The 23235-nt window shown below is 54.4% G+C and carries 18 protein-coding genes; 4 read left to right on the top strand and 14 right to left on the bottom strand.

All coding sequences use genetic code 11. The features are described from left to right. Positions 1-183: 183 nt before the first annotated feature. Positions 184-1272, top strand: coding sequence for a dimethylsulfone monooxygenase SfnG (gene sfnG / locus K6R05_RS18655; protein ID WP_161735710.1), 1089 nt, complete (start codon positions 184-186; stop codon positions 1270-1272). Between the two features lie 129 nt (positions 1273-1401). Here sfnG and K6R05_RS18660 read toward each other — a convergent pair whose 3' ends face one another. Next, positions 1402-3375 (bottom strand): autotransporter outer membrane beta-barrel domain-containing protein, encoded by a 1974-nt coding sequence (locus K6R05_RS18660; RefSeq protein WP_222925597.1) that lies wholly within the window; start codon positions 3373-3375, stop codon positions 1402-1404. Between the two features lie 194 nt (positions 3376-3569). Then, positions 3570-4460 carry a MurR/RpiR family transcriptional regulator gene (locus K6R05_RS18665; protein WP_222925598.1) on the bottom strand — a complete coding sequence of 297 codons (891 nt, stop codon included), beginning with the start codon at positions 4458-4460 and terminating at the stop codon, positions 3570-3572. A 473-nt stretch (positions 4461-4933) separates the two neighbouring features. On the opposite strand from K6R05_RS18665, the gene K6R05_RS18670 reads away from it, so the two are divergent. Then, the gene (locus tag K6R05_RS18670; protein ID WP_222925599.1) at positions 4934-7054 is read left to right on the top strand and encodes a TonB-dependent siderophore receptor; all 2121 of its coding nucleotides are present in this window, start codon (positions 4934-4936) and stop codon (positions 7052-7054) included. Between the two features lie 34 nt (positions 7055-7088). Beyond that, complete coding sequence (locus K6R05_RS18675; protein ID WP_222925639.1) at positions 7089-8183, top strand: ABC transporter substrate-binding protein; 1095 nt, start codon at positions 7089-7091, stop codon at positions 8181-8183. Here K6R05_RS18675 and K6R05_RS18680 read toward each other — a convergent pair. The 12 genes from K6R05_RS18680 to K6R05_RS18735 form a co-directional block, all read right to left on the bottom strand. After that, the gene (locus K6R05_RS18680; protein WP_222925600.1) at positions 8172-9155 is read right to left on the bottom strand and encodes an XdhC family protein; all 984 of its coding nucleotides are present in this window, start codon (positions 9153-9155) and stop codon (positions 8172-8174) included. The two genes, K6R05_RS18675 and K6R05_RS18680, sit on opposite strands and share 12 nt — an antisense overlap. Continuing rightward, positions 9152-9718, bottom strand: a complete 567-nt coding sequence (locus K6R05_RS18685; RefSeq protein ID WP_161735700.1) for a nucleotidyltransferase family protein — start codon at positions 9716-9718, stop codon at positions 9152-9154. Before K6R05_RS18685 ends, K6R05_RS18680 begins: the two co-directional genes overlap by 4 nt. A 95-nt stretch (positions 9719-9813) precedes the next feature. Beyond that, positions 9814-12123 carry a xanthine dehydrogenase family protein molybdopterin-binding subunit gene (locus K6R05_RS18690; protein ID WP_222925601.1) on the bottom strand — a complete coding sequence of 770 codons (2310 nt, stop codon included), beginning with the start codon at positions 12121-12123 and terminating at the stop codon, positions 9814-9816. After that, entirely contained in the window at positions 12120-13112 is a 993-nt protein-coding gene (locus tag K6R05_RS18695) for an FAD binding domain-containing protein (RefSeq protein ID WP_161735695.1), read from the bottom strand. Before K6R05_RS18695 ends, K6R05_RS18690 begins: the two co-directional genes overlap by 4 nt. After that, positions 13109-13573 (bottom strand): (2Fe-2S)-binding protein, encoded by a 465-nt coding sequence (locus K6R05_RS18700; RefSeq protein WP_161735753.1) that lies wholly within the window; start codon positions 13571-13573, stop codon positions 13109-13111. Before K6R05_RS18700 ends, K6R05_RS18695 begins: the two co-directional genes overlap by 4 nt. A 658-nt stretch (positions 13574-14231) precedes the next feature. Then, entirely contained in the window at positions 14232-14795 is a 564-nt protein-coding gene (locus tag K6R05_RS18705) for a hypothetical protein (protein WP_222925602.1), read from the bottom strand. Positions 14796-15055: 260 nt separating this feature from the next. Beyond that, a complete protein-coding gene (locus K6R05_RS18710; RefSeq protein WP_161736754.1) occupies positions 15056-15994 on the bottom strand; it encodes an omptin family outer membrane protease in 939 nt (312 codons plus the stop codon). Between the two features lie 907 nt (positions 15995-16901). After that, positions 16902-18446: a methyl-accepting chemotaxis protein gene (locus tag K6R05_RS18715; RefSeq protein ID WP_222925603.1), complete on the bottom strand. Its 1545-nt coding sequence runs from the start codon at positions 18444-18446 to the stop codon at positions 16902-16904. Positions 18447-19002: 556 nt separating this feature from the next. Next, complete coding sequence (locus K6R05_RS18720; RefSeq protein WP_222925604.1) at positions 19003-19872, bottom strand: metal ABC transporter permease; 870 nt, start codon at positions 19870-19872, stop codon at positions 19003-19005. Continuing rightward, positions 19872-20732 (bottom strand): iron/manganese ABC transporter permease subunit SitC, encoded by an 861-nt coding sequence (sitC, locus tag K6R05_RS18725; RefSeq protein ID WP_161736757.1) that lies wholly within the window; start codon positions 20730-20732, stop codon positions 19872-19874. Before sitC ends, K6R05_RS18720 begins: the two co-directional genes overlap by 1 nt. 2 nt (positions 20733-20734) lie before the next feature. Beyond that, a complete protein-coding gene (locus K6R05_RS18730) occupies positions 20735-21550 on the bottom strand; it encodes a manganese/iron ABC transporter ATP-binding protein (protein ID WP_161736758.1) in 816 nt (271 codons plus the stop codon). Then, positions 21547-22461: a metal ABC transporter substrate-binding protein gene (locus K6R05_RS18735; RefSeq protein WP_222925605.1), complete on the bottom strand. Its 915-nt coding sequence runs from the start codon at positions 22459-22461 to the stop codon at positions 21547-21549. The genes K6R05_RS18730 and K6R05_RS18735 overlap by 4 nt, the downstream gene beginning before the upstream one ends. A 458-nt stretch (positions 22462-22919) precedes the next feature. On the opposite strand from K6R05_RS18735, the gene K6R05_RS18740 reads away from it, so the two are divergent. Then, complete coding sequence (locus K6R05_RS18740; RefSeq protein WP_161736760.1) at positions 22920-23213, top strand: hypothetical protein; 294 nt, start codon at positions 22920-22922, stop codon at positions 23211-23213. Positions 23214-23235: the final 22 nt, after the last annotated feature.

Consider the following 23235-nt stretch of genomic DNA (forward strand, 5'->3'; position numbering starts at 1 on the left):
TAGCAACCCGGTTGTTTCAACCGTGCCGCATTTGCAACACGCCCAGCTCGCCTTTAGCCGTTTACTTCCATAAAAACAGTAGCTTATTTTATGGCACGGTTAGTGCTTGGCCTTTTCTTTTATATCTTAAAGTTTGGAAAAATTAACTATTCCATTAATCCAGCTATATGCCAGGAGAAAACCATGTCACTGAACCAACCTTTACAGTTCGCCTACTGGGTGCCGAATGTCTCGGGCGGACTGGTGATCAGTCAGATAGAACAGCGAACCCGCTGGGATGCTGCCTACAACCGTAAACTGGCGCAGATCGCCGAACAGGCGGGTTTTGATTATGCGCTGACGCAGATCCGGTTTACTGCCGGGTATGGCGCAGACAATCAGCATGAATCCGTCACCTTCTCGCAGGATCTGCTCAGTCACACCTCGAAGTTAAAAGTGATCGCCGCGCTGCTGCCTGGCCCGTGGAATCCGGTATTAGCCGCAAAGCAGATCGCCACCATCAGCCATCTCTATGGGCCACGTATCGCCGTTAACATTGTCAGCGGCTGGTTCCGGGGCGAATTCAAAGCGATTGGTGAACCCTGGCTCGATCACGAAGAGCGCTATCTGCGTTCCGAAGAGTTTATTCGCTGCCTGCAAGGCATCTGGCGCGAAGAGAACTTTACCTTTGCAGGTGATTTTTATCGCTTTCGCGATTACGCCATGAAACCTAAGCCACTGTCTCCGTTACCGGAAATTTTCCAGGGTGGCAGCTCACGTGCGGCGCGTGACATGGCTTCCCGGGTGTCAGACTGGTATTTTACTAATGGGAATACGCCGGACGGTGTCCGTCTGCAGATCGCGGATATCCGTGAAAAAGCAGCACGCAATCAACATCAGGTCAGAGTCGGACTGAATGGATTTGTGATTGCGCGTGAAAGTGAACAGCAGGCGCAGGCGGTGCTTCAGGAGATCATCAGCAAAGCCAACCCGGATGCGGTGAAAGGCTTCCAGCATGAGGTCAAAAATGCAGGCAGTGCCTCACCTGAAGGAGAGGGAAACTGGGCGAAATCGTCGTTTGAGGATCTGGTGCAGTACAACGACGGCTTCAAAACCAATCTGATTGGCACCCCCCAGCAGATTGCTGAACGGATTATCGAACTTAAGCAGGCCGGTGTCGATCTGCTGCTGCTGGCGTTTCTGCACTTTCACGAAGAGGTGGAGTTCTTTGGTCGCGAAGTAATACCGCGCGTTCGAGAGCTGGAGGCGCAGGCGGCACTGATCGAAGCGTGAAAACCACACGCCAGGGCGAGTTTAACGCTCCGTCGCCGCGGCGTAATGAATAACGCGCAACATCGTCTGCCGCACCATTTCAGACAGCGGCAGACGATCTCTGCACGGCCTTTTGATACAGCTTATCATTTAAAAACGGGCGTTAAGTCCGACGTTCCATGTCACCTGGTGATAGTCGCTGTTACCTGTCACCGATGAAACGCCAGCAAATGCGTTCACCGATGTGCCAATGGGCACGCTTGCGCCCAGAGCCATATTGATCCAGTTATCATCCCGTGAGCCACTGCTGCGGGTAAAGGCAGTGCGGGTCGATTTCAGTCCGGCGGTAACAGCAGAGTCGCTGTCGCCGAACTGATGGTTGTAACTGACCTGCGCCCAGGGATTAATCACTAAATCTTTACTGTCGATACGCCAGCCAACTGACCCGATTTGAGAATGCAGTGTCTGGTCGCCAAAGCGCATCGAGGTGCTGCTGTTCCCTTCTTCTCTGTAGCCATCAATCTGGGTGTAGTCGAGCGCATAGCTGGCCATCGGGCCGGTGGAGACATAGCGGCCCAGCGGTAAGTCCCAGCCGGTCTGCACCCGCATCCCCAGCACTTTGCCGTCGCTGCTGCCCTTCTCCGTACGGGTCGCCGGTCCCAGCCTGACCTTACGCTCAATATCATCAAAGTTCAGATCGGCATAATGGGCATCTGCATTAATCCATCCCCGATCCAGATAATTTAATTGGCTCCACAGCGCCACCAGATTGCCGCGTAAACGATAATCAAAGCGCGACGAGGGATCCTGCCGTTGCGAGGTAGTGGAGAGCATTGCACCGGCCTGCCAGTGATCGGACAGCTGATAGCCCACTCCTACGGTGCCGGTAGCGCTTGTTGCATCACCGTCCAGCAGGCTGTCGCTGCGGAAATCTCGCTGCTGTCCGGCATAGCCACCGAAAACCGTAAACTCTCCGGCGCTGGCGGGCTGCTGACGCTGCTGTTGCAGATGTCCATCCAGCGTATTCTGCGCATCCCCCACCAGCATCGATGGTGCCTGACTCAGCGCGGCCACCTGCAGCGGCGCACTCAGCACCGACTCAATATAATCGGCGATCAGCGCATGCACTGCCGGGCTGGGATGCAACCGGTCGGCAAACAGATACTGTTGCGATTGTGAAAATCCTGGCGTTGAGGCGGTGCAGTCCATTGATGAGACGCCGGGCGGACAGGCCATGCCGGCCGTGTTGCTGAGTCCATACAGGCGCGGGTTATCGATCACCTCATTAAACAGGCCATTGATATCCACCCGCGCGATATTGCCGCGTGCCGCCACCAGCCCCTGCTCTTCAGCCTGGTTGTAACGGTCGGTGAGGGCTGCCGCCTCCTGACTCAGCAACTGCCAGGCGGCAAACAGCTGTTGTGCAAGCGCATCGCGGATCAGCGGAATAGAAGTGACCTGACCAGCTGCTTCGTTAAGCGCGGTTTCAATTGCCTGCTCTCTGGCGGCGCGGTCAGGCGTGGCGGTGGTACTCAGCGACTGAAACAGCGCCGCCGTGGCAGGCTGGGCGGCCGGCCCCAGCACCTGCAGAATCGCCTGAAGCAGCGCGGGCGTCGCTCCGACGTTTGGCACCGTCGGAACGATGACCGTGCCGGCCCCGGCATCCAGCAAACGACTGACCTGTGAGGCCGCGGCACTGGCACTGTTATCCACGATCTGCTGTGCAGCGAGCGGCGCAAGGGCTGCCGCCGCTAAGTCATTGCCGCCAATCCAGTGAATATAGAGTCCGTCAGAATCGGCTCGTCCGTCGCGCGTCGCAAGGTAATTATCCAGCTGATCCTGCGTATTAAACATGGGATTTATCGCCGGTACCGCAACGGCGCCACCTTCGGCATAGTTGCTTCCGCCCTGGGATGAGGGGCGCAGAGTGTCACCCAGCGACTGCGCTACGATCTCGTCATAGAGCGGATGGGTCGCACCATCATAAGTAAAGCGTCCTACGTTGCCGCCATCACTCAGGCTGTCACCAAATACGGTAAGGTCACTCCATGCCATCGCAGGCAGCGGCGACAGGAGGCTCAGGGTGGCACAACAGAAAAGGTATTGCGCGTGAAGGGGTTTCATCAGCAGCTCCGCACAAAAAAAGTAAAGTGAGAAAGAGTAAAAGCCGCACCCGGAGGCGCAGCACGCTGTAAGCGTAGTCGCCCTGATAAACGGGCTGATGAAAAGACGCGATCGCGCTCGCAAAGCGGGAAAATTTGACTTAAAGGTGAGCCCGTTTTTACCGGGAAATTCCGGTCACGGCTTAATCCTGCAGATTACTTTTTGCTGGCGGGTTTCAGCCCGCGATAGAGATCCTGTAGCCGTTTCATGGTTTTAACGGTGCGCTGCGGCAGCGTCGAAGCAACTGACAGGATTAGCATCTCCAGACAGACCATTATGGTGCCGTGCAGCGGAATGCGCCCCTTCTCACCACCGCGAGGCACGTTGATCACCACATCCGCCTCACGCGCAAAAAAAGAGTCGGTGGCGTTGGTCAGCAGGATAATCGGGATATTCAGCCGTTTCGCTTCGCGCACCACGGTGGTCCCTTCCCGGTGCGCCGATTGCTGCGCCATCATTATCAGCACGTCGCCACGCTGCAGCGCCAGCATCTGCTCTGCCAGCGCAATGCCGGCGCGATTAAGCGAAAAGGCGGGCAGACCGATACGGTTCAGCAGCCGCACGCTGTAGTCCGCCAGAATCCCTGAGGCGTTAATGCCAAAAATAGCCACTTCCCGCGCTTCACTCAGCAGCGCCACGGCGTCTGCCACCGCCACCCGGTTCTGCGGCTGCGACAGCACCTCACAGGCGTGCCGGTGGCCCGCCAGTACAAAGTCGATGGCACTGTTTACGTCACTGGTCACCTCACTGACAGTAGTGAACATCTTATCTTCCGAGTTCAGCGAGGGACCAAACCAGGCTCTGAGCGTCTGTTTGAGATCGCGCAGTCCGCTGAATCCGAGCGCCTGAATGGCGCGGATCACGGTGGCATCAGACGTGTGATTCGCGACGGCGATCTCCATCGCAGTACTTTCGAGCACCGTTTCGCGCTGTTGATCGATATAACGTGCCACAGCCAGCAGACGAGGAGAAAGCTGCTTTTCGCGGGCGCGCAGACGCTCTGCCACCACATCCACTCTGTTTTTAACTGGCCGGTTCTGTTTCATGCTGTTCCTGCTGCTGGTGTTTAAGGTCCGAAAGGCTGATTACCGATCTGATTAATGGAGGATATTCCACGGTCAGAAATTGTAGTGAAAGCGTAATTCTATTCTGAGTTTGACCTGCAAATGATAGGGATTTAAGCGTATCCTGTCATCTCGCCATGAAATAATAATCATTATTTTCAACGAAATAAACTCATCACCTGGACTGTAAGTCAGTAAATATCGATACAGCAGAAATGTAGTAAATTCTGTTCAAATTATGTTTACTACTACTTTGTTGGATGTTTGAATGATTCTCAATTACAGATGAGAAGCATTGTCGTCCGGTCAGCGCAATGATGTCTGAACCCGAATGCCGTTCTCTTCTGCTTAAAGCGCTGCATATTGCAGACCACCTCCAGGGAAGCCCTGTATGACAGCCAGTCATCAGAGCGAATTTGCTTCAGAAACTGCCAGTAACAGATACGAAAAGAAAAATGAAAAACAAAGACTCACGATATCCGGCCCGACACCCCGCTCTGGTCGTGGCAATTTGCGGCAGCATGATGCTGCCACAGGTCAGCGCAGCAGCCAACACAGCACCGGATATGACCGTGACCGCCGATGCTGACTCAGAGGGAAATTACAGCGCCAGCGAGAGCAGCGTCGCCAGTAAAATGCCAACCGCTCGGCTTGATGAGGTGCAGTCGGTCAGCGTGGTCACGCAGCAGCAACTGGACGATTACCAGGCAAGCTCATTGGCGGATGCGATGCGCTTTGTCAGCGGCGTTTCAGAAGCTAACACGCTGGCTGGCACCGAAGATGGCTTCGTTCGACGCGGTTTTGGCAGTAATGCCGATGGGTCGGTCTACCGGGATGGCATTCGCAGCAGTCAGGGACTCAATTTTGATGCCACAACCGAACGAGTTGAGGTGCTGAAAGGCTCCTCTTCGCTGCTCTACGGCATTCAGAATCCGGGTGGCATTATCAATGTGGTCAGCAAAAAGCCGCAATACAGCTGGCACTCCAGCGTTAGCGGACGCAACGCCAGTGAAGGCGGCGGTGCAGGCACGCTGGATGTCACCGGCCCGCTGGGCAATGGCTTTGCCTTCCGGCTGATCGCCGAAAAGCAGAATCAGGATTACTGGCGCAACTTTGGCAGCGAAGAACACACGCTGCTGGCACCCTCTCTGCAATGGTTTGGCGAGCAGGCCAGCTTTCTGATCAGCTATGCCGACTACCGTTATGACATTCCCTACGACCGCGGCACGGCCTTTATCGACGGCAAGCCGATCGATATTGCTTACAAAGATCGTCTGGATGACAAAGCTAATCACGCCTGGGGTCACAACAAAACCCTGAATGCCCACTATGACTGGCAGTTTAATGATGAGTGGCGCACCCGGCTCACCCTGGGCTGGAATCAGCGGCGTTATGACAACGATGAGGTGCGCGTAACGGCGGTCAATGCCAGCACTGGCGTAGTAACACGTCGTGCCGATGCCAACCGTGGGTTTAACCACAAAACCAAATATGTGAGCTGGGATCTGCTGGGCAATCCGGAGATTCTGGGCATGCAGCACGCGCTGGTGGCAGGCACCGACTATGAGATGAATCAGACTTATCGCGCCCATCAGTATCAGGGCAAGGTTAACCGCCAGTTCAACTACTTCAATCCCGACTATGACATCCTGTCACCGGTCACGGACACCAGCACCGAAAATAGCGCAGCAGCCAATAACCTGAACCGTATTCATAGCCGATCGCTCTACGCCAAAGACACTATTTCACTCACACAGGACTGGATTGTGGTGCTGGGCGGCCGTTATCAGCATTATGAACAGCGCGCCTCCCGCGGCGTTAATCCCCAGTCAGAAATCCTGAACGATGAGGGCAATAAGTTTCTGCCACAGGCCGGGGTGATCTACAAACTCACGCCTGACCTCTCTTTCTACACCAGCGTCAGCAAGTCGTTCACGCCGTCAACCGACGTGGATGATGATGGCAATGTCGGCAAGCCGGAGCAGGGCACCAGCTGGGAAGTCGGCAGCAAATGGCAGCTATCGCCAAAACTGCTGGCAACAGTGGCGCTCTACCGGATTGATGAAAAAGCGATGTCGCTGAATATTAATGGCAGCACGCGGGCCATTGATAAAGCCCGATCGACCGGCGCTGAGTTTGAGCTGAATGGCGAAATTGCACCCGGCTGGGATTTGAGTGCGAACTACAGCTATGATCAGGCAGAGATCGTCAGCGATCGGGTGAATCCGGATAACAATGGCAATCGGCTGCAGAATGCGCCGCGTCATGCCGGTGCGCTTTACCTGAGTCATGAGCTGCAGGTCAGTGGCCTGCCCGGCACGTTCCGGCTCGGCGGCGGTACGCGCTATGTCGGCAGCCGTGCGGGCGATCCCGATAACAGTTTCACCCTGCCCGACTATGTAGTGGCAGACAGCTTCGTAGCGTGGAACAACCGGCTGTTTGGTGAAAAAACCCAGCTGCGTCTGAATATCAATAATCTGTTTAATCAGCACTACTACAGTTCAAGCGGCGGCAATCTGCGCGTCCGTGAAGGCGAAACCCGTAATCTGATGGTACAGGCCCGTGTGGAATTTTAACTCGCTACGCTCAGTGCTGCTGACGATCACTGTGATGCTGGTCAGCGCGTGTGCACATTCCCGCACGCTGACCGACATCACCGGTCGCCAGGTCACGATTCCCGACCATCCGCAGCGCATTATGCTGGGTGAAAGCCGGATGCTCTACAGCGTCGCACTTCTGATGCCCGGTAATCCGCTGCAGCATATTGCTGGCTGGCCGCAGGATCTGAAAAAGTACGATCCTCAGACCTGGCAGGTTTTTGCGCGCCAGTTCCCGCAGATGGAGACGATTCCGGTCGTGGGGCTGGATGGCGTTAACGATATGAATCCCGAACAGGTGATCGCACTTAAGCCGGATGTGGTGATCCTGCCGCAGCTGGCGCGCGACAGTGAAAACGTTGCCGTGCTGGAGAAGATGCTCGCTGCGGCGCATATTCCGGTGGTGAAGATCGATCTGCGGGTTAATCTGCTGAAAAACACTGAGCGCAGCATCACTTTGCTGGGTGAGGTGCTCAATCAGCCACAGCGCGCGGCTCAGTTTAATCACTTCTACCGCAGCCACATGCAGCGCATTTCGAGTCGGCTGGCGGATTATCACGGTCCGAAACCGTCCGTGCTGTTGCAGTTACATCTTGGACGACGCAGCGAGTGCTGCGTCACCTCGGTGAATGGCAATCTTGGTGAGCTACTGACGTTTGCTGGTGGCAATAACATCGCCAGCCAGCAGATCAAAGGCGTATTCGGACGGCTGAGTGAGGAGAGTGTGATTGCGACACAGCCGGATTACTACTTTGCCACCGGCACCGGCAGCGCCGATGAAGCGGGAGCCTTAAAACTCGGCCCCGCCGTCACAACAGCGCAGACCCGGCAAAGCCTGCTCGCACTGACCAGTCAGCAGAATGCGCTGAAGCAGCTCACCGCGCTGCGCGACGGTCATGCCGGAGCCATCTGGCACAATTTTTATCTCAGCCCGTGGCACGTCGTAGCGACCGAATTCTTTGCTGCCACGCTCTACCCGCAACTGTTCCGCGACGTCGATCCCGAACAGACGTTACAGCAGCTGTTCCGTGATTTCCTGCCGATACCCTTTTCAGGCAGCTATCTTTATCGGCTGGCGCCCGAGAAGACGCCGGGATCAGACGGCTGACTGCGCGCTATTCTTCACCCGGACGATATCGGCCATGACCGACAGCGCAATCTCTGCCGGAGTCTTGCTGCCGATGGGCAGGCCGATGGGCGCATGGATGCGGTCCAGTTCGGCCCGATCCATTCCGGCGATCTGTTGCAGTCGCGCCCGTCGTTTCTCGCTGTTTTTCGCCGAACCCATGATGCCGATGTAGAACGCGGGTGTGGCAATCGCCTCCATCATCGTCAGATCATCAATGCGGGGATCGTGGGTCAGTGCCACAATGGCTACCGCGGCGTGCGCCCCGTTCAGTTCCAGCCAGCGCGCCGGATGCTGTGATACCAGCGTCACGTTATCCGCGTCGCTGAAGTGACTTTCCAGCTCCGTCCGCATTTCCGGTCGGTGCTCACAGACCCGCACGTGAAAGCCCAGTATCTGTCCCAGCCGGATGCACTCATGTGCCACGCTGGAGTAGCCCGCGATCAGGAGTTCCGGTATCGCGCCCACCGGCAGTAACAACTGTTGCTCGCTGGCATCCAGTGCGGGCAGCCTCCTGTCGGCGGCAATCGCCTCCCACTGCGCACGCGCGCCCGGGCGTATCAGTTTTACCAGCGGCTGTTGCCCGCTCAGCGCGCGCTGCATCGCCGTCAGCAGCGCCAGCGTGGCGTCATCAGGCGGCAGAAATTCTATGACGATTTCCAGACTGCCGCCGCACGGCAGGCTGACGTCAGGACGCATCCCGCCCTCGCCATAGCGTACCCGCTGACTGCTGGCGCGATACGCCCCTGCCGCCAGCTGTGCCAGAAAGTCCTCTTCGATGCAGCCGCCCGACAGCGATCCGCAGTATGCGCCGGTTTCGTTAACCGTCATGAGTGTCCCGGGTGCGCGGGGCGAAGAGCCATAGGTGCGCAGCACCGTGCAGAGCCAGACCTGCTGGCCCGCCTGGCAACTGCTCAGTGCCGCATTAATCACGCGTTGATCCAGCGTTATCATGAAAATTCCTTTATCAGCTGCAGATCGGCAGGGAAATCGATATCACAAAGGCAGCCGCGATCGTGAAGCGGCAGCCGGACAGCCTGTGACCTTACTATCGCCTGTGGTCCGGCATCGCCCTGTAACGTGCTCAGCATGGGAAAAGAGTGATTCTGAAAACCCACCGGATGGCCCGGTTTTCCCTCAATGACTGGCCTGACGATGGGCGAATCCACCAGCGCAGCACTGATGGCACGGTAACTTTCAGGCGTCACAAACGGCATATCGCCCAGCGCAATCAGCCAGCCGTCGTAGTCACGGCTGGCGTTAACGCCCGCCGCGATGGACTCGCCCAGCCCACCGCTGTCGCACAGCACGACAGTCGCCCGCGTACAGAATGCCTGGATTGCCAGGGCGTCGGGACGGGTCACCACGAACAGGTCAAGCCCGCTGGCAGCGGCCTGATCCAGCGTGCGCTGCAGCACCGGTTTGCCTTCAAGGTCAGCCAGCAGCTTATGCTCGCCCCCCTGCTGGCGAAAACGTTGACTCAGCCCGGCGGCCAGTACAATCAGCGCTATCTTCACTCTCGTTCTCCGCTATACGTGAAAAACGGGCGCAGGCTTTAGCCCGCGCCCGCATGACCTGAGTCTGACCTGCTGGCAGCAGGTCAGGAACCGGTTCAGATAAGCTTGTCGAGCGTTATCGGCAGGTCGCGTACGCGCTTGCCGGTGGCATGGAATACCGCATTACTGATCGCTGCCGCAACGCCGACGATACCCAGTTCACCCACCGGTTTACCGCCCATCGTGGTCGCCTCAAAGTCGGGTTCGCCGACGTTGATGGTGGTAATGCTCGGGATGTCGCCATTAACCGGCACTAAGTAGTCTGCGAGGTTATTGTTAATTACCCGACCGTTACGCGGATCGATGATGCCCTCCTCCATTAGCGCCTGACCCACACCCATGATCATGCCGCCAATCCACTGGCTACGCGCCAGTTTCGGGTTATAGAGACGACCGCTGTCGAGCGCTGCCACCATCCGTTTAACCCGGATGGTACCGAAATCCTCATCGACCCGGACCTCAACAAATTGCGCACTCCAGCTGTGAGCAGAGAATTTTTCAGGACGGGTGCCGTCATTAAGATTACGCACCATCTTGTCGCGGTCACTTTCTGACATATCATCCGGGAACGTGCCGCCTTTCACCGCCAGACTCTCTGCCGGTGCCAGGCTGGCCAGTTCCGCGTATGACACGACCCGGTCGCTGCGCTGCATGTGCTGCACCCCATCGCCTTTCAGCGTGAGCTGAGACACAGGTGTGCCTTTTAATGGCGACTGAGGTAGTTCGCTGGCCAGCTTCAGCAGCTGGTCGCGCATCCGTTTAGCGGTGTCGTCCACCGCGGCGGTTACGTTACCTGCCAGCTGCGATCCGCCCGCTACACCTGCGCGCGGCAGCTCGGTGTCACCCAGCTGCACTTCTATGGTGGTGGAGGCGACACCCAGAATATCGGCAGCGGTCTGCGCCAGGATGGTATAGGTTCCGGTGCCGATATCTGCGCCGCCGCACTGCACCACAAATGTTCCCTGCGGCGTCAGGATGATTTTCGCCTCGGCGGGCAGTTTGTTGACCGGATAGGTGCCGGAGGCCATGCCCCAGCCAATCAGTTCACGCCCTTCACGCATTGAACGCGGCGCCATGATGCGCTTGTCCCAGCCAAAAGCTTCAGCGCCTTTCTGATAGGCTTCTTTCAGACGGCGCGAGCTCCACGGCAGATCGAGCTGATAATCTTTATCTGCCCAGTTACGCAGACGCAGTTCCAGCGGATCGATGTTCAGGGCATAGGCCATCTCATCCATCGCCACTTCCAGTCCAAAGGCGCTTGGGTTTTCACCAGGCGCGCGCATCCAGCCTGGCGTTACGGTATTGATTGGCCTGACCTGATGCCGGGCGGAGACATTGCCTGCCGCATACATGCGGGCGGTAACTTTGCTGCAGTTCTCGGCAAAAACGTCGATGAGTGACGTTTCACTGAAGCTGCGCTGGATAATCGCCTGGATTTTGCCGTCGCGCGATGCGCCCAGTTCCAGCTGCTGCGAGGTCGCCGGACGCCCGCCAAGACCGGTGAAAGTCTGCGGACGGGTCAGTGACACTTTGACTGGGCGCTTCAGTGCCCGCGAGGCGACTGTCGCCAGTGCAACGTGGGTGTAAGGCACCGGCTTAGAGCCAAATCCCCCACCGACATACGGTGAGATGATCCGCACGTTTTCCACCTCAATGCCCATCCACTCGGCAATCTCCACCTGCGCGCCGGCGACCCACTGGCTCGGCTCCCAGACGGTAATGCGCCCATCCTGCCACTCCGCCACACAGGCGTGCGGCTCCATTGGCATGTTGTATTCACGCGGGGTGGTGTAACGCTGGCTCAGACGCACCTCGGCCTGCTGCATCGCCGCCTGGGCATCGCCCATATCGATATCCTGCTTCGGGAGCGGTTTAGGTTCAACGCCCTCATCGGTGGCAAAAATCAGTGCATCAGACGTTTCATACTCAATCTCCACCAGCGAGGCGGCATAGGTCGCCTGTTCAAACGTTTCGGCGACAACCAGACCAATGTTCTGACCGTTGTGAATAATCACATCGTCCTGAATCGGGGTGTAGGTTGACTGCGCCGCGCCGCCATCGGCAATCGCCGTGGGCTTGTTGATTTTCAGCGTGTTCAGATGGGTATAGACCGCCAGCACACCTGCGGCCTGCTGCGCCTTTTCCGTCGCCATACGGCTGATGCGACCGCTGGCGACGGTAGACTGGATTACCACGCCGTAAAGTGGATTTTCCGGCTGATATTCAACCGCATAACGCGCCTCACCGGTGACTTTTACTTTGCCATCGCCACGCGCGCGGGGAGCGCCCAAGCCTTCAATCTGGGTGCCTGTCGCTGAGCTGGCGTTGATCACATCCGGACGCGCTTTGTCGTTTACTTCACTCATGAGGTTTCTCCTGCTGCCATCAGCGCGCGTGCAATCACTCGTGGCGCCAGTTTTACTTTATAGGCGTTGTGGGTCAGCGCCTGCGTCTCCTGAGTAATCTGCTCTGCTGCCTGAAACACCGTCTCTTCATTAAACGGCTGGCCTTCCAGCGCCTGCTCTACCGATCGGACGCGCCAGGGTTTGGTCGCAACGCCGCCGAGCGCGATATGCACGTCACGCATCACGCCGTTTTCCAGGGTAAAGCCTGCGGCCGCGCTGGCTGCTGCAAACTCATAGGAGCTGCGGTCACGCACTTTAAGGTAGTGTGAGTGGCGGAGTGACTCGGTTTGCGGCACGTCAATGGCCACAATGATCTCGTCATCGCGCAGATCGTGCTCACGGTCAGGCGTATCACCCGGCAGCAGGAAAAAGTCATCAATTGGGATGCGACGGATGTCCCCCCGCTGATTCTGCAGAACGACGATGGCGTCAAACGCCACCAGCGCAACCGCTAAATCGCCGGGATAGACCGCAATGCAGCTGTCGCTGGCACCCAGAATCGCATGATTGCTGTTAACGCCATCCAGTGCGGCGCAGCCGGAACCGGGATTGCGTTTGTTGCAGGCCGGGAACGTTGCCGGGTCACGGTAGTAGTTACATCGGGTGCGCTGACGTAAATTTCCACCCAGCGACGCCATATTACGAATCTGCGGGGATGCAGCCTGCCACAGGCTGCCATAGATGGCAGGCGCATTCTGCTGGCAGGCGGGATGGTCGGCCAATTGGCTCATGGTCACCAGTGCACCGGCAGTGATTTTTTCGTCGTCAAATTGCAGGTTTTTCAGCGCCGTTATCCCGCTGATGCCGATTAACTGCGGTGGCGTGAAGACCCCACACTTCATCAGATCGAGCTGTGTGGTGCCGCCCGCCAGCAACTGGCTACCGGATTGCTGTTTCAGGGCTGCGGCTTCCTGGGGAGACTGCGCAACTTTCCAGCTGAATTCATTCATGCGGACTCCTTCGCCATCTCAGCAGCGGCCTGTTTAATCGCATCGACAATGTGTGGATAAGCACCGCAACGGCAGAGGTTGCCGCTCATATATTCACGGATCTCATCGTCCGAACCGGCATGGCCCTCTTTGATGCAGGCGACGGCGGACATGATCTGACCCGGCGTGCAGTAGCCACACTGGAAGGCATCATTCTCCATAAAGCAGCGCTGCACCGGATGCAGGTCACCGTCAGTGGAGGCCAGCCCTTCAATGCTGGTGACGTCAGCACCATCCGCCTGGGCCGCCAGCGTCAGGCAGCTCAGCACCCGCTGACCATTAATCAGTACGGTGCAGGCACCGCACTGTCCCTGATCGCACCCTTTTTTGGTGCCGGTCAGATTAAGATGCTCACGCAGTGCGTCGAGCAATGTGACCCGTGAATCGACCTGCATCTGTTGCGACTGACCATTAACCTGCATTGTTAGCGATATTTTTTCCGACATTGTCTGCTTCCCATTGTTGGGGGCCAAAAGATGGTTTTTTTATAGGTTTAGTTCTGACGGGAGTTAAATCGGGGAAAATCGTGATAACCCTAATCTTTACGCGCGTATCTGTGTCTTAAGGTTTAGCAGCTTTTTAGCAATCTGGCAGGCATGTCGGGAAAAAGTCAGCGTTTTCCGAGGCAAAAAGGAAATCAAATCGCTGTATAATGTTTATTATATCGAATTCATATTATTGAATTTAAAAGATATATTTCTGGAGTTTTCCAGCCTGTCTCGCTTACAGGATTGATGCAGCCACCTCACTAATTTTTCCGCAAATTGTAGCCCTGACATCATCCGCCAGTTGCAGTGGCAGAGCTGATAGCAGGCGGAATGAAAAGGCTGATCACCTGATGGCGCCAGCTCTGACAGAAGAACTGGCGCGTTCAGGTGTGCTTAATCAGACACGTTTCAGATGAGGAGTCTGGTCAGAAATGTGGTCCCTGGCGGATTCATACGCCCGTCTTTTCTAAATGCTATCCATATCCTCTGCGAAAGTGGCAGAAATGCTCAAACCCTTCCCTGCTCAGCGATACTGGCCGATTACATATCATGTCTTCAGTGTGACGATGTTACAGCGATAGTTGAATCATGATTAGCTGCCGCCTATAAGATGCTGACAACGATTTCTGGCGTCCCAGTTATTCTGAGGTAGCGTTTTGAAATCAGACGCAATTCTGGCCGGGTCTGAATTAACAGTAATGGTATAATCCGACGAAATCTCCCGGGGACCATATTTAGTATCAAGAAAGTAGCGTTTGCCTGGTTGTGGAATAAATGGAACCCATTGTGAGAGCAAATAGCTTTCCGGGAATTTCGTTTTTTTTCCGTGTGCGTCGTAATGGCTCATTATCGTGTTGAGCTGCTGAAAAGCCATGAGCCTGCCAGGCTTGACCTTTGCGGTCATAACGTGCCCTGCGGAGGGGATAAGATTTGATTCCAGCTGATGGCGATCAACCCTGTCATAACAGGTGCCTTTCTTCTCATAGACCGAAAGATAAAATGTACCCACAAATCCCTCTGGATTGATGGCCACCACCGTCGCTGCATCTTGACCTTCGTAATCTGTGTAATTAAGGGGTAACAGCGTGGAACAGCCAGTGAGGAAAATAACGGTGAAAAACGTAGCAATTTTCATAACTTTCGGGATGACCGGCATTTTTTTCTCTTCCTAAGATGCGTTATGCTGGACGCTATCAGCAAACGGGAATGACATTTAACGATATTTATCTGCTTAATAAGATTTGTAATTACTTTTAAAAAGGCAGAACTGCCGGGCTGAATATTATTTAAAAAACTTATAGTATTGATTTAATTATGAATTCATATACAGATTTAGCATTGATATTTTTTTGCTAACACTATCAAAAAGCCCCAAAGGGGCCTAACGTACATAATCATCTGGCGTACAGGATCGAATCAGAAGCGATATTGCAGACCGGCTGTAATGGTATAGTTTTTATTCGATATACCAGCCGCATCTCCACCAATGGATGCTGATTCACCGGAGACTCTGTCAATAATCTGAGTGCTGCCTTTGCCTTCTTCATATTTGCTGTAAGTGAATTCGGCAAATACTTTGGCATTTGGCGTTACATAATAGCCAGCGTCTACTGATGTTCCGTAGTACCGCGAATTAGTCGCTTTCTCACGGAAGGTAAGATCGCGCATGTAATGCTCGTCATTATCGTGTGCCCGCACCCAGTCACTGAATTTAAATAAGGCGTTAAATTCAAAGTCGTTTATACGATACTGGCCCGCAAGACCAATATACGGCATGGAAAAACGCTGGCTATAGCCAATACCGCGCTCGCCTCTTGGGAAATCACCCGTAGAAGCGCCGTTATCGTAATTATATGAACCGCCAAAAGCTGTCCAGCTTAAACGGGTTTCCTGATAACCAGCTGTCAGTCCGGCTTTATAGTTATCGCCCTGTAATGCCCAGCCTTTTACATTGAGATCGTATTCATTGGCGTAATTAACATCTGTGCGGGGATGGGATGAATGGTCCGTCCAGTCAGACTGGTTGTCATCGAGCCAGTCATAGTCATCCATGTGACCCGAACCAGAAGCCAGTGAAGTCCAGCCTCGCGCATTCAGCGTCAGAAATGAGTATGCATCCCAGGATAACTCGCCTTTGAGAATAGCAACATTCTTTATTTTCCAGTCCAGCTGACTGACTTTGCGGCCTGTTTCGGTGTCGTAAACCATCTCATGAGATTTGCCACTCAGCATCCCGGCTGACGTCGACACAGTAAAGCTTTCCGGAGAAAAATTCGGTGAAAATCGACCTGCATCTGCACAGGCTCCGCCTGACAGAGTCGCCATCATCATCACTGCAACGGTGCTTTTTTTCATTTCAGTTCCATATCCATAAAGGTAATCCCTGTACAGCAGCGCCATTCTTTTCGTAGCACGGCTGCTGCGCTTCTATACTCACCTGCGGGGTACAAGCCCCGGAACACTGGCGAAAGCCTGCGCGGCGGCTCATGCGAAGCCGCAGGTTTCTTACCCCTTTTTGCTCGCAGCTTTGAACCGTTAAGGCAAATTCCTTAATCGGCTGCTTTCTGAAAAACATTAATTATTTTTGTTATTTCACTGTGCGTCATTCACCAGCCCCTCTTTTGGCCAGTCAGAAGTTTGTTTTCAGGCGAGCAACTGCTGCGGCTGGCAAATATCCGCTTTATGGGAAAAAGACCAATGAGACGATGACGACAATAAGGAGAGATGTTTTCTGAAGTGAGGTTTGTAACACCACGCCGCACAGGGCACATCACAGGTGCTGTTTTGCATTCTGCAAGGTCTGCGGCAGGTCAACGCTTCTATGCAATAGCTTAACCAGTAGTGCCGCGAAGTACAGGCAGGTTTGCTCAGGCCTTACCACTGAGCGCAGCATTCACAATGCTATCATCAGCCCTTCCACCCGAAGAGTAATCAAAAAGGTTAGCGCGATAGTTGGATTTTTTCAGCGTTCCAGCTCAGGCTGCGGCACTCTTTTTCAGGCGCAAGCCTGGCGGTAAAGCGCATCAGGGCGGCATGGCTGACTTTACGCGGGATTAGGCGGCAACAGGGGTATCTTTACTCTCCCCCTGTTCCCTTTCATGCTCTTTTTTCTGTAGTCAGAAAATGAAAAAAACGAATGTTGTCTTAGCGATGAGTGACAGACAGGTGCCTGTCACCCATCCTTATCTGCCGGAAAAGCAGACCATCGGAGATGTGGATACTGGCAGCGCCTTCAACAGACGAACGCTATCGCCAGAGGTCGTCACACCTGAAACGCGGCTACCATGCCCCGCAGCGCGTGAGCCTGTTCAGAGAGCGACTGTGAGGCTGAAGACGATTCTTCCACCAGCGCAGCGTTATTCTGCGTCACGCTGTCCATCTGCGTCACGGCGACACTGACCTGAGATATGCCCTGCATCTGCTCTGATGAGGCAAGGGAAATCGTATCCATCGACACAGCCAGTTCATTCACCATGCCAACAATTTGCATAATGCTGTCGCCGGTTGACGAGGCGACTGTGACGCCGCTTTCCACCTGGGTTACCGCTTCTTCGATAAGCAACTTTATATCCCGTGCGGCGGAGGCACTACGCTGCGCCAGTGTCCTGACCTCACCCGCTACAACAGCAAAGCCGCGTCCTTCTTCTCCTGCACGAGCCGCCTCAACGGCTGCATTCAGCGCCAGGATGTTGGTCTGAAACGCAATACTTTCAATCACAGAGGTGATGTCCCGGACTTTAGTCGCGCTCATTGATATGGCTTGCATAGTCTCTGCCATACGTTTGACATCTGCTTCCCCGGCGCGGGTAAGGCGCGCGGTTTCACGGGCTGAGTTGGCGGTCTGATGCGCCCCGCTTGCATTGTTTTTTACGGTAGCGGTGAGCTGTTCCATGCTTGCCGCCGTTTCCTGCAGGGCGGCAGCCTGCTGTTCGGTTCGGGAGGAGAGTTCTGTATTACCCTGTGAGATTTCATCTGCGGCCAGTGCAACGGATGCAGATGTATCTCTGATATTTGCCACCATACTGCGCAGGTTGGCCTGCATAACATCCAGCGAGGCCAGCAGGCTGGAGGTATCGTTATGTCGTAACAGGACAGGCGATGTCAGATTACCCGACGCAATCGCCGCGGCCAGCGCCTGTGCCTGCGCGGGCTCACCGCCCAGCTGGCGCATGAGCGTCCGAATGATGGAGTAACAGGCTGCGATAGCGATGAGGAAAGAAATCAACACCATCACCGACATCAGCATAGCCGTTTGCGCAGCGGCTTCCCTGGCATCCAGAACGGTTTTCCTGCTTACCTGCATCTGAATAGTTGAAAGCCGATCAAGGGCATTCAGCATTGTTCGCTGTCCTGGCCTTACGGTTTTTAGCAGGTAATCAACGGTTTCAGACTGAGGTGCCGCCATCGCTTTCCTGCCCGCCGTCATAAGCAGGCTAAGTGCGGATTCATCCGTGGAGGTCAGATTTTCCAGCGCACTTTTACCTTCCTCTGAGACGTTTTGCGACATACTGGCAGTGAGTTTGTCCCTGTTCTGAATGTAGATGGCTTTCTGAGCGACCATCCTGTCCCATTCAGGCTGTCTGTCATTCTGTTCATTCAGTAATGCAATATTCCTGACTGCGATCGCCATATCTCTGGCCGAATTTCGCATGTTCTGAATCAGTTCATAGCGGTAAATTTTATTATTTACAGCGTTTTCCATATCGTCCCTTGCCTGCCAGAGTGCATGGAGTGCCGTCCCGGTGCAGAGAAGAAAAAGGATGATTAGCAGGCTATACCCTGCGACAAGACGCGTGGCTATTTTCATATTATTTTCCGTTATACTTTTGAGATTGCTATGTTGCTCTGGTGTTAAGAAATGAGGTTGAATAAAAAAATCATTAAAACTTTTTCTGGTTGCGCCATCAATAACGGCGCGACAGAAAATATATATAGACGATGGGAGAGGAAACTAAGAAATCAGAAAGAGAGAAACACGCATGGAAAAACACAACCCATTGATAATTATCAATTAAAACAATAACTATCAGCAGATTAATTAGTGTTAAAAATCATTTCACGCTACAAATTATTTCTAAGTGTATTTTTTGTTCAACGCGATTGAATGGATTGCCGGAATCATACCTTTCTAAGGAAGTGCGCTACTTTAGTTTTTCGCATAATTATCTAAATCGGTGCTGACACCACCATTAATAATTATTGAGTGATTAAATTATCCGCTCCGGGCACAGAGCGGATATCACTGCCAGACCCGACAAGATGAATCATTCGCCGTTTAAAACGTCAACGTTCAGGCATGAGAATAAGCCTGATTAGACGCCAGCCACTCTGAAATCTGAATTTCACCACGCCGTATTATTGCATCAGGATTGTTTATCACCGCAGACGCTCTTGTCGTTATAACGATGTTTCAACCTTTCCAGCTGCCGGGTTTTCCGCCCCGCAATGACCATCGCGACAATAAATACCACTGCAAACAACACCACGATCGTCGGCGCAGGCGCACTGTCGATAAAGAACGAAAGATAAACGCCGCTCAGTGACACGATCACCGCTACAACAACCGCCGCCAGCAGCGCATGTGAAAAACGACGGGTGATCAGCACCGCGATTGCGCCGGGCGCGATTAGCAGGGAGATTGACAGGATGATCCCCACCGCCTTTAGCGTGGCTACAATTGTCAGCGAGACCATGCAGAGCAGCCCGTAATGCAGCAGACGGGCGGGTAAGCCAGAGACCTGCGCCTGCTGAGGGTCGAAGCTGAACAACATAAAATCACGCCACTTCACGACAATCACCATAACGATGATCAACGCGATAATCGCTGTCTGAATGATATCTGCGCCGGTTATGCCAAGCATGTCACCAAACAGAATATGATCGAGGTGCACTTCGGGTTTCATGGCGATGTAGAGGATTAGCCCCACCGCAAACATGCCGGAGAAGACAATGCCCAGCACGGTGTCCTGCTTAATACGGCTGTTGTCCTGCAGAAATCCACTGGCAACGGCACAGAACAGCCCTGCAACAAACGCGCCCACCGCCAGCGGCAGTCCTGCCATCCACGCGAGCACGATGCCAGGGAATACCGCATGGCTCATGGCATCGCCCATCAGCGCCCAGCCTTTCAGCACCAGAAACACCGACAGCAGCGCACAGGGGATCGCTACGACAAACGCGATAAGCAAAGCGCTATTCATAAATGCAAACTGGAAGGGTTCAAGGATCCACATCAGACAGGCTCCCTTTTGGGTTGCTGGCGGCCACGACGCCGGTTAGCCAGCAGACCATGTTTCGGCGCAAAGACAAACGCCAGCAGGAACAGCAATGTCTGCGCGACCACGATGATGCCGCCCGTTGCGCCATCCAGGTAGTAACTCGCCCAGGCACCAAGAAAACTGGTGATGCTGCCAATCGCGACAGCAATCATCAGCAGACGTGGAAAGCGATCGGTGAGCAGCCAGGCGGTTGCGCCGGGCGTCACCACCAGACAGATCACCAGAAAGGCGCCAACAGTTTGCAGCGCCGCCACGGTTGAAACTGCGAGCAGAGTAAAGAAGAGGATTTTCAGTCGTTCAGGGCGCAGACCAATGGCGCGCGCGTGGTTCTCATCAAAGAAGGTGACCATCAGATCTTTCCACTTAAACAGCAGAATGATAATCGACAGCCCGCCAATCAGCGCCAGCTGGAGAATATCGGCTGGCGCAATCGCCAGTATGTTGCCCAGCACAATGGTCTGTATGTTCACGGCTGTCGGATTGAGCGACACCATAAACAGCCCCAGACCAAAGAAAGAGGAAAATATCAGGCCAATAATCGCATCTTCTTTTAAACGTGTGCGCTGATTAAGTAACAGCATACTGCCCGCTGCCAGCCCGCCGGAGAGAAATGCTCCCAGCGCAAACGGCAGTCCCAGCATATAAGCGCCCGCGACGCCAGGAACAATAGAGTGTGAAAGCGCGTCACCTATCAGCGACCAGCCCTTGAGCATCAGATAGCAGGAGAGAAACGCGCAGAGTCCGCCTACCATCGCGGATACCCACATCGCGTTAAGCATGTAGTGATAACCAAAAGGTTCCAGTAACAGCGCCATGTTCAGCTCCCCTCTTCCCGTGCGGCATGAGGTGCGATAAAGGGGCGTTCATCATCGGTGATGATCTGATCGTCCAGCCCCTTCACCATCACATGACGCAATACCCCGCTGAACGCGCGCTCAAGATTAGCGGTAGTAAACGTAGTCCGGGTTGGGCCGCTGGCCAGAACCGTGCCTTTTATCATTACCGTGTAATCACAGAACGCCGTGACCGATCCCAGATTATGGGTGGAGACCAGCATGGTTTTACCTTCATCGCGCAATTCCCCCAGCAGGCTGATGATTCTGGCCTCGGTCTGAACATCCACGCCAGTAAACGGCTCGTCCAGCAGGATCACGCTGCCCTGCTGCGCAATCGCGCGTGCCAGAAATACCCTTTTCTTCTGCCCGCCAGAGAGTTCGCCAATCTGACGATGGCGATAATCCAGCATATCGACCCGCGCCAGCGCCTCACTGACTATCTGCTGGTCATGCAACTTTGGCCGCCGCAGCAGCCCCATATGCCCGTAGCGCCCCATCATCACCACATCTTCCACCAGCACCGGAAACGACCAGTCCACCTCTTCCGACTGCGGCACGTAGGCGACAAGACTCTGGCGCAGCGCCTGGCGGGTTGGCATCCCCAGCACCGAGATGCTGCCGCTGGCGAGCCGCACAAATCCCATCAGCGCTTTAAACAGGGTTGACTTGCCGGAGCCATTAACGCCCACCAGCGCGGCGATCGATCCGCCCGGCACGCTGAAGCTGGCATCATGCAGTGCAGTATGTCCGTTGCGATAAGTTACCGTGACGCCTGAAACCACAATGGTGTCTGTCATTGCACTTTCTCTCCCGCTTTAATGCCCTGCACCAGTGTCTTCGTGGTGACTTTGAGCAGATCGAGGTAAGTTGGCACCGGTCCCTGCGCGTTACTTAAGGAGTCGACGTAAAGCACACCACCGTAATGGGCACCGGTTTCCCGCGCGACCTGGCGGGCGGGCTTATCTGACACGGTGCTTTCACTGAACACCGCCGGAATGGCATTTTTCTTCACCTGGTCAATCACTCTTCTCACCTGCTGCGGCGTACCCTGCTGGTCAGCATTGATCGGCCACAGGTAGAGCTCTTTCATGCCCAGGTCACGCGCCAGATAGGAGAACGCACCCTCACTGGTCACCATCCAGCGTTTCTGCTCGGGAATAGCGGCAATCTGCTGGCGCAGCGGATCCAGTGCAGCGGTAATTTTTTGCTTATAGGCGGCAGCGTTCTGACGGTAGGTCTCTGCGTTGACCGGGTCATATTTCACCAGCGCATCGCGGATGTTATCAACATAGATCAGCGCATTGTCCGGTGACATCCAGGCATGCGGATTTGGTTTACCGTTATAAGGCCCTTCGCCAATACCCATCGGCGTGACACCAGCTGAAACGACCACTTCCGGGACGCCGTCCAGATGCTGATAAAAGCGCTGAAACCAGCGTTCGAGATTAAGCCCGTTCGCCATAATCAACTGCGCACCCTGCGCCCGCCTGATGTCGCCGGGAGTGGGCTGATATTCGTGTATTTCAGCACCGGGCTTAGTAATAGAGGTGACCTCCGCGGCATCGCCAGCCACGTTCTCAGCCATGTCAGCTATCACCGTAAACGTGGTGACTATCTTAAATTTTTCTGCTGCATAGCTGCTGCTCACCATCAGGGTTGAGAGCAGCGCACTCAGTAACAGCGTGGTGATCTTTTTTATCGGGACCATTAGGCGGGCTCCAGAGGTGATTAAAAACAGAACATAATTAGCATAGGCTATTTTTTATAGCACAGGCTATAACTCTCGACCAGCAGTGAGATGTGAAGTTTCTTCAGCATTCAGGTTCAGGTGTCAGCTTTTGTAAAGCAGATCGGTTAGCCTCTGATATAAATAGGAATATTTTAGATAATGCGTGGCATTCAGCAGGCTTATAGTTTCGGGACAGGCGGATTTCTCTTCTGCCTGATTCCGTGCCACAAAATGAGAAAAGAGGTAATGGCATAGAAAAAGCGTTCAACTACGCTTTGCCATTCACAAAATGAAGTCGCATTACCGGATGACATGCTCGCAACAGACGCAGCAATTCCACAATTAAAATAATCTAATTGATAGGCCGAATTGATTAAGCCTGATGAATTTTTTTGCTACAGTTAATATTACTTACCGCAATCACCCAGGAGGATATTTTGTATTTTTCCAGCGACGAAAAAGCGAATGTCATCATTGGCGAAGCCGCAATGAACCTGTTTAATGCTGGTCAGGAAGTGAACGTTGAACTGCTGATTCAAGAACTCCAGGTAATGGCTGACTCAGAAGTGAATGAGTATCGCCTTGAGCAGATGCAAACTGCGCGTCAATGGCTGACGGGATTCAAAACGATTGGTTCACGCACTACCCGTCCGGCAAACTGGTTATCCAGAAATGCGGGTATCGAACCGGCTATCAGCGCCTCTGCTGATGACATCTTCTTTAAGCATTAACACTCTTTCTTACCTTCTGCCG

Origin of the sequence: Pantoea alfalfae (assembly GCF_019880205.1) — a bacterium.
GTDB classification, from domain to species: domain Bacteria; phylum Pseudomonadota; class Gammaproteobacteria; order Enterobacterales; family Enterobacteriaceae; genus Pantoea; species Pantoea alfalfae.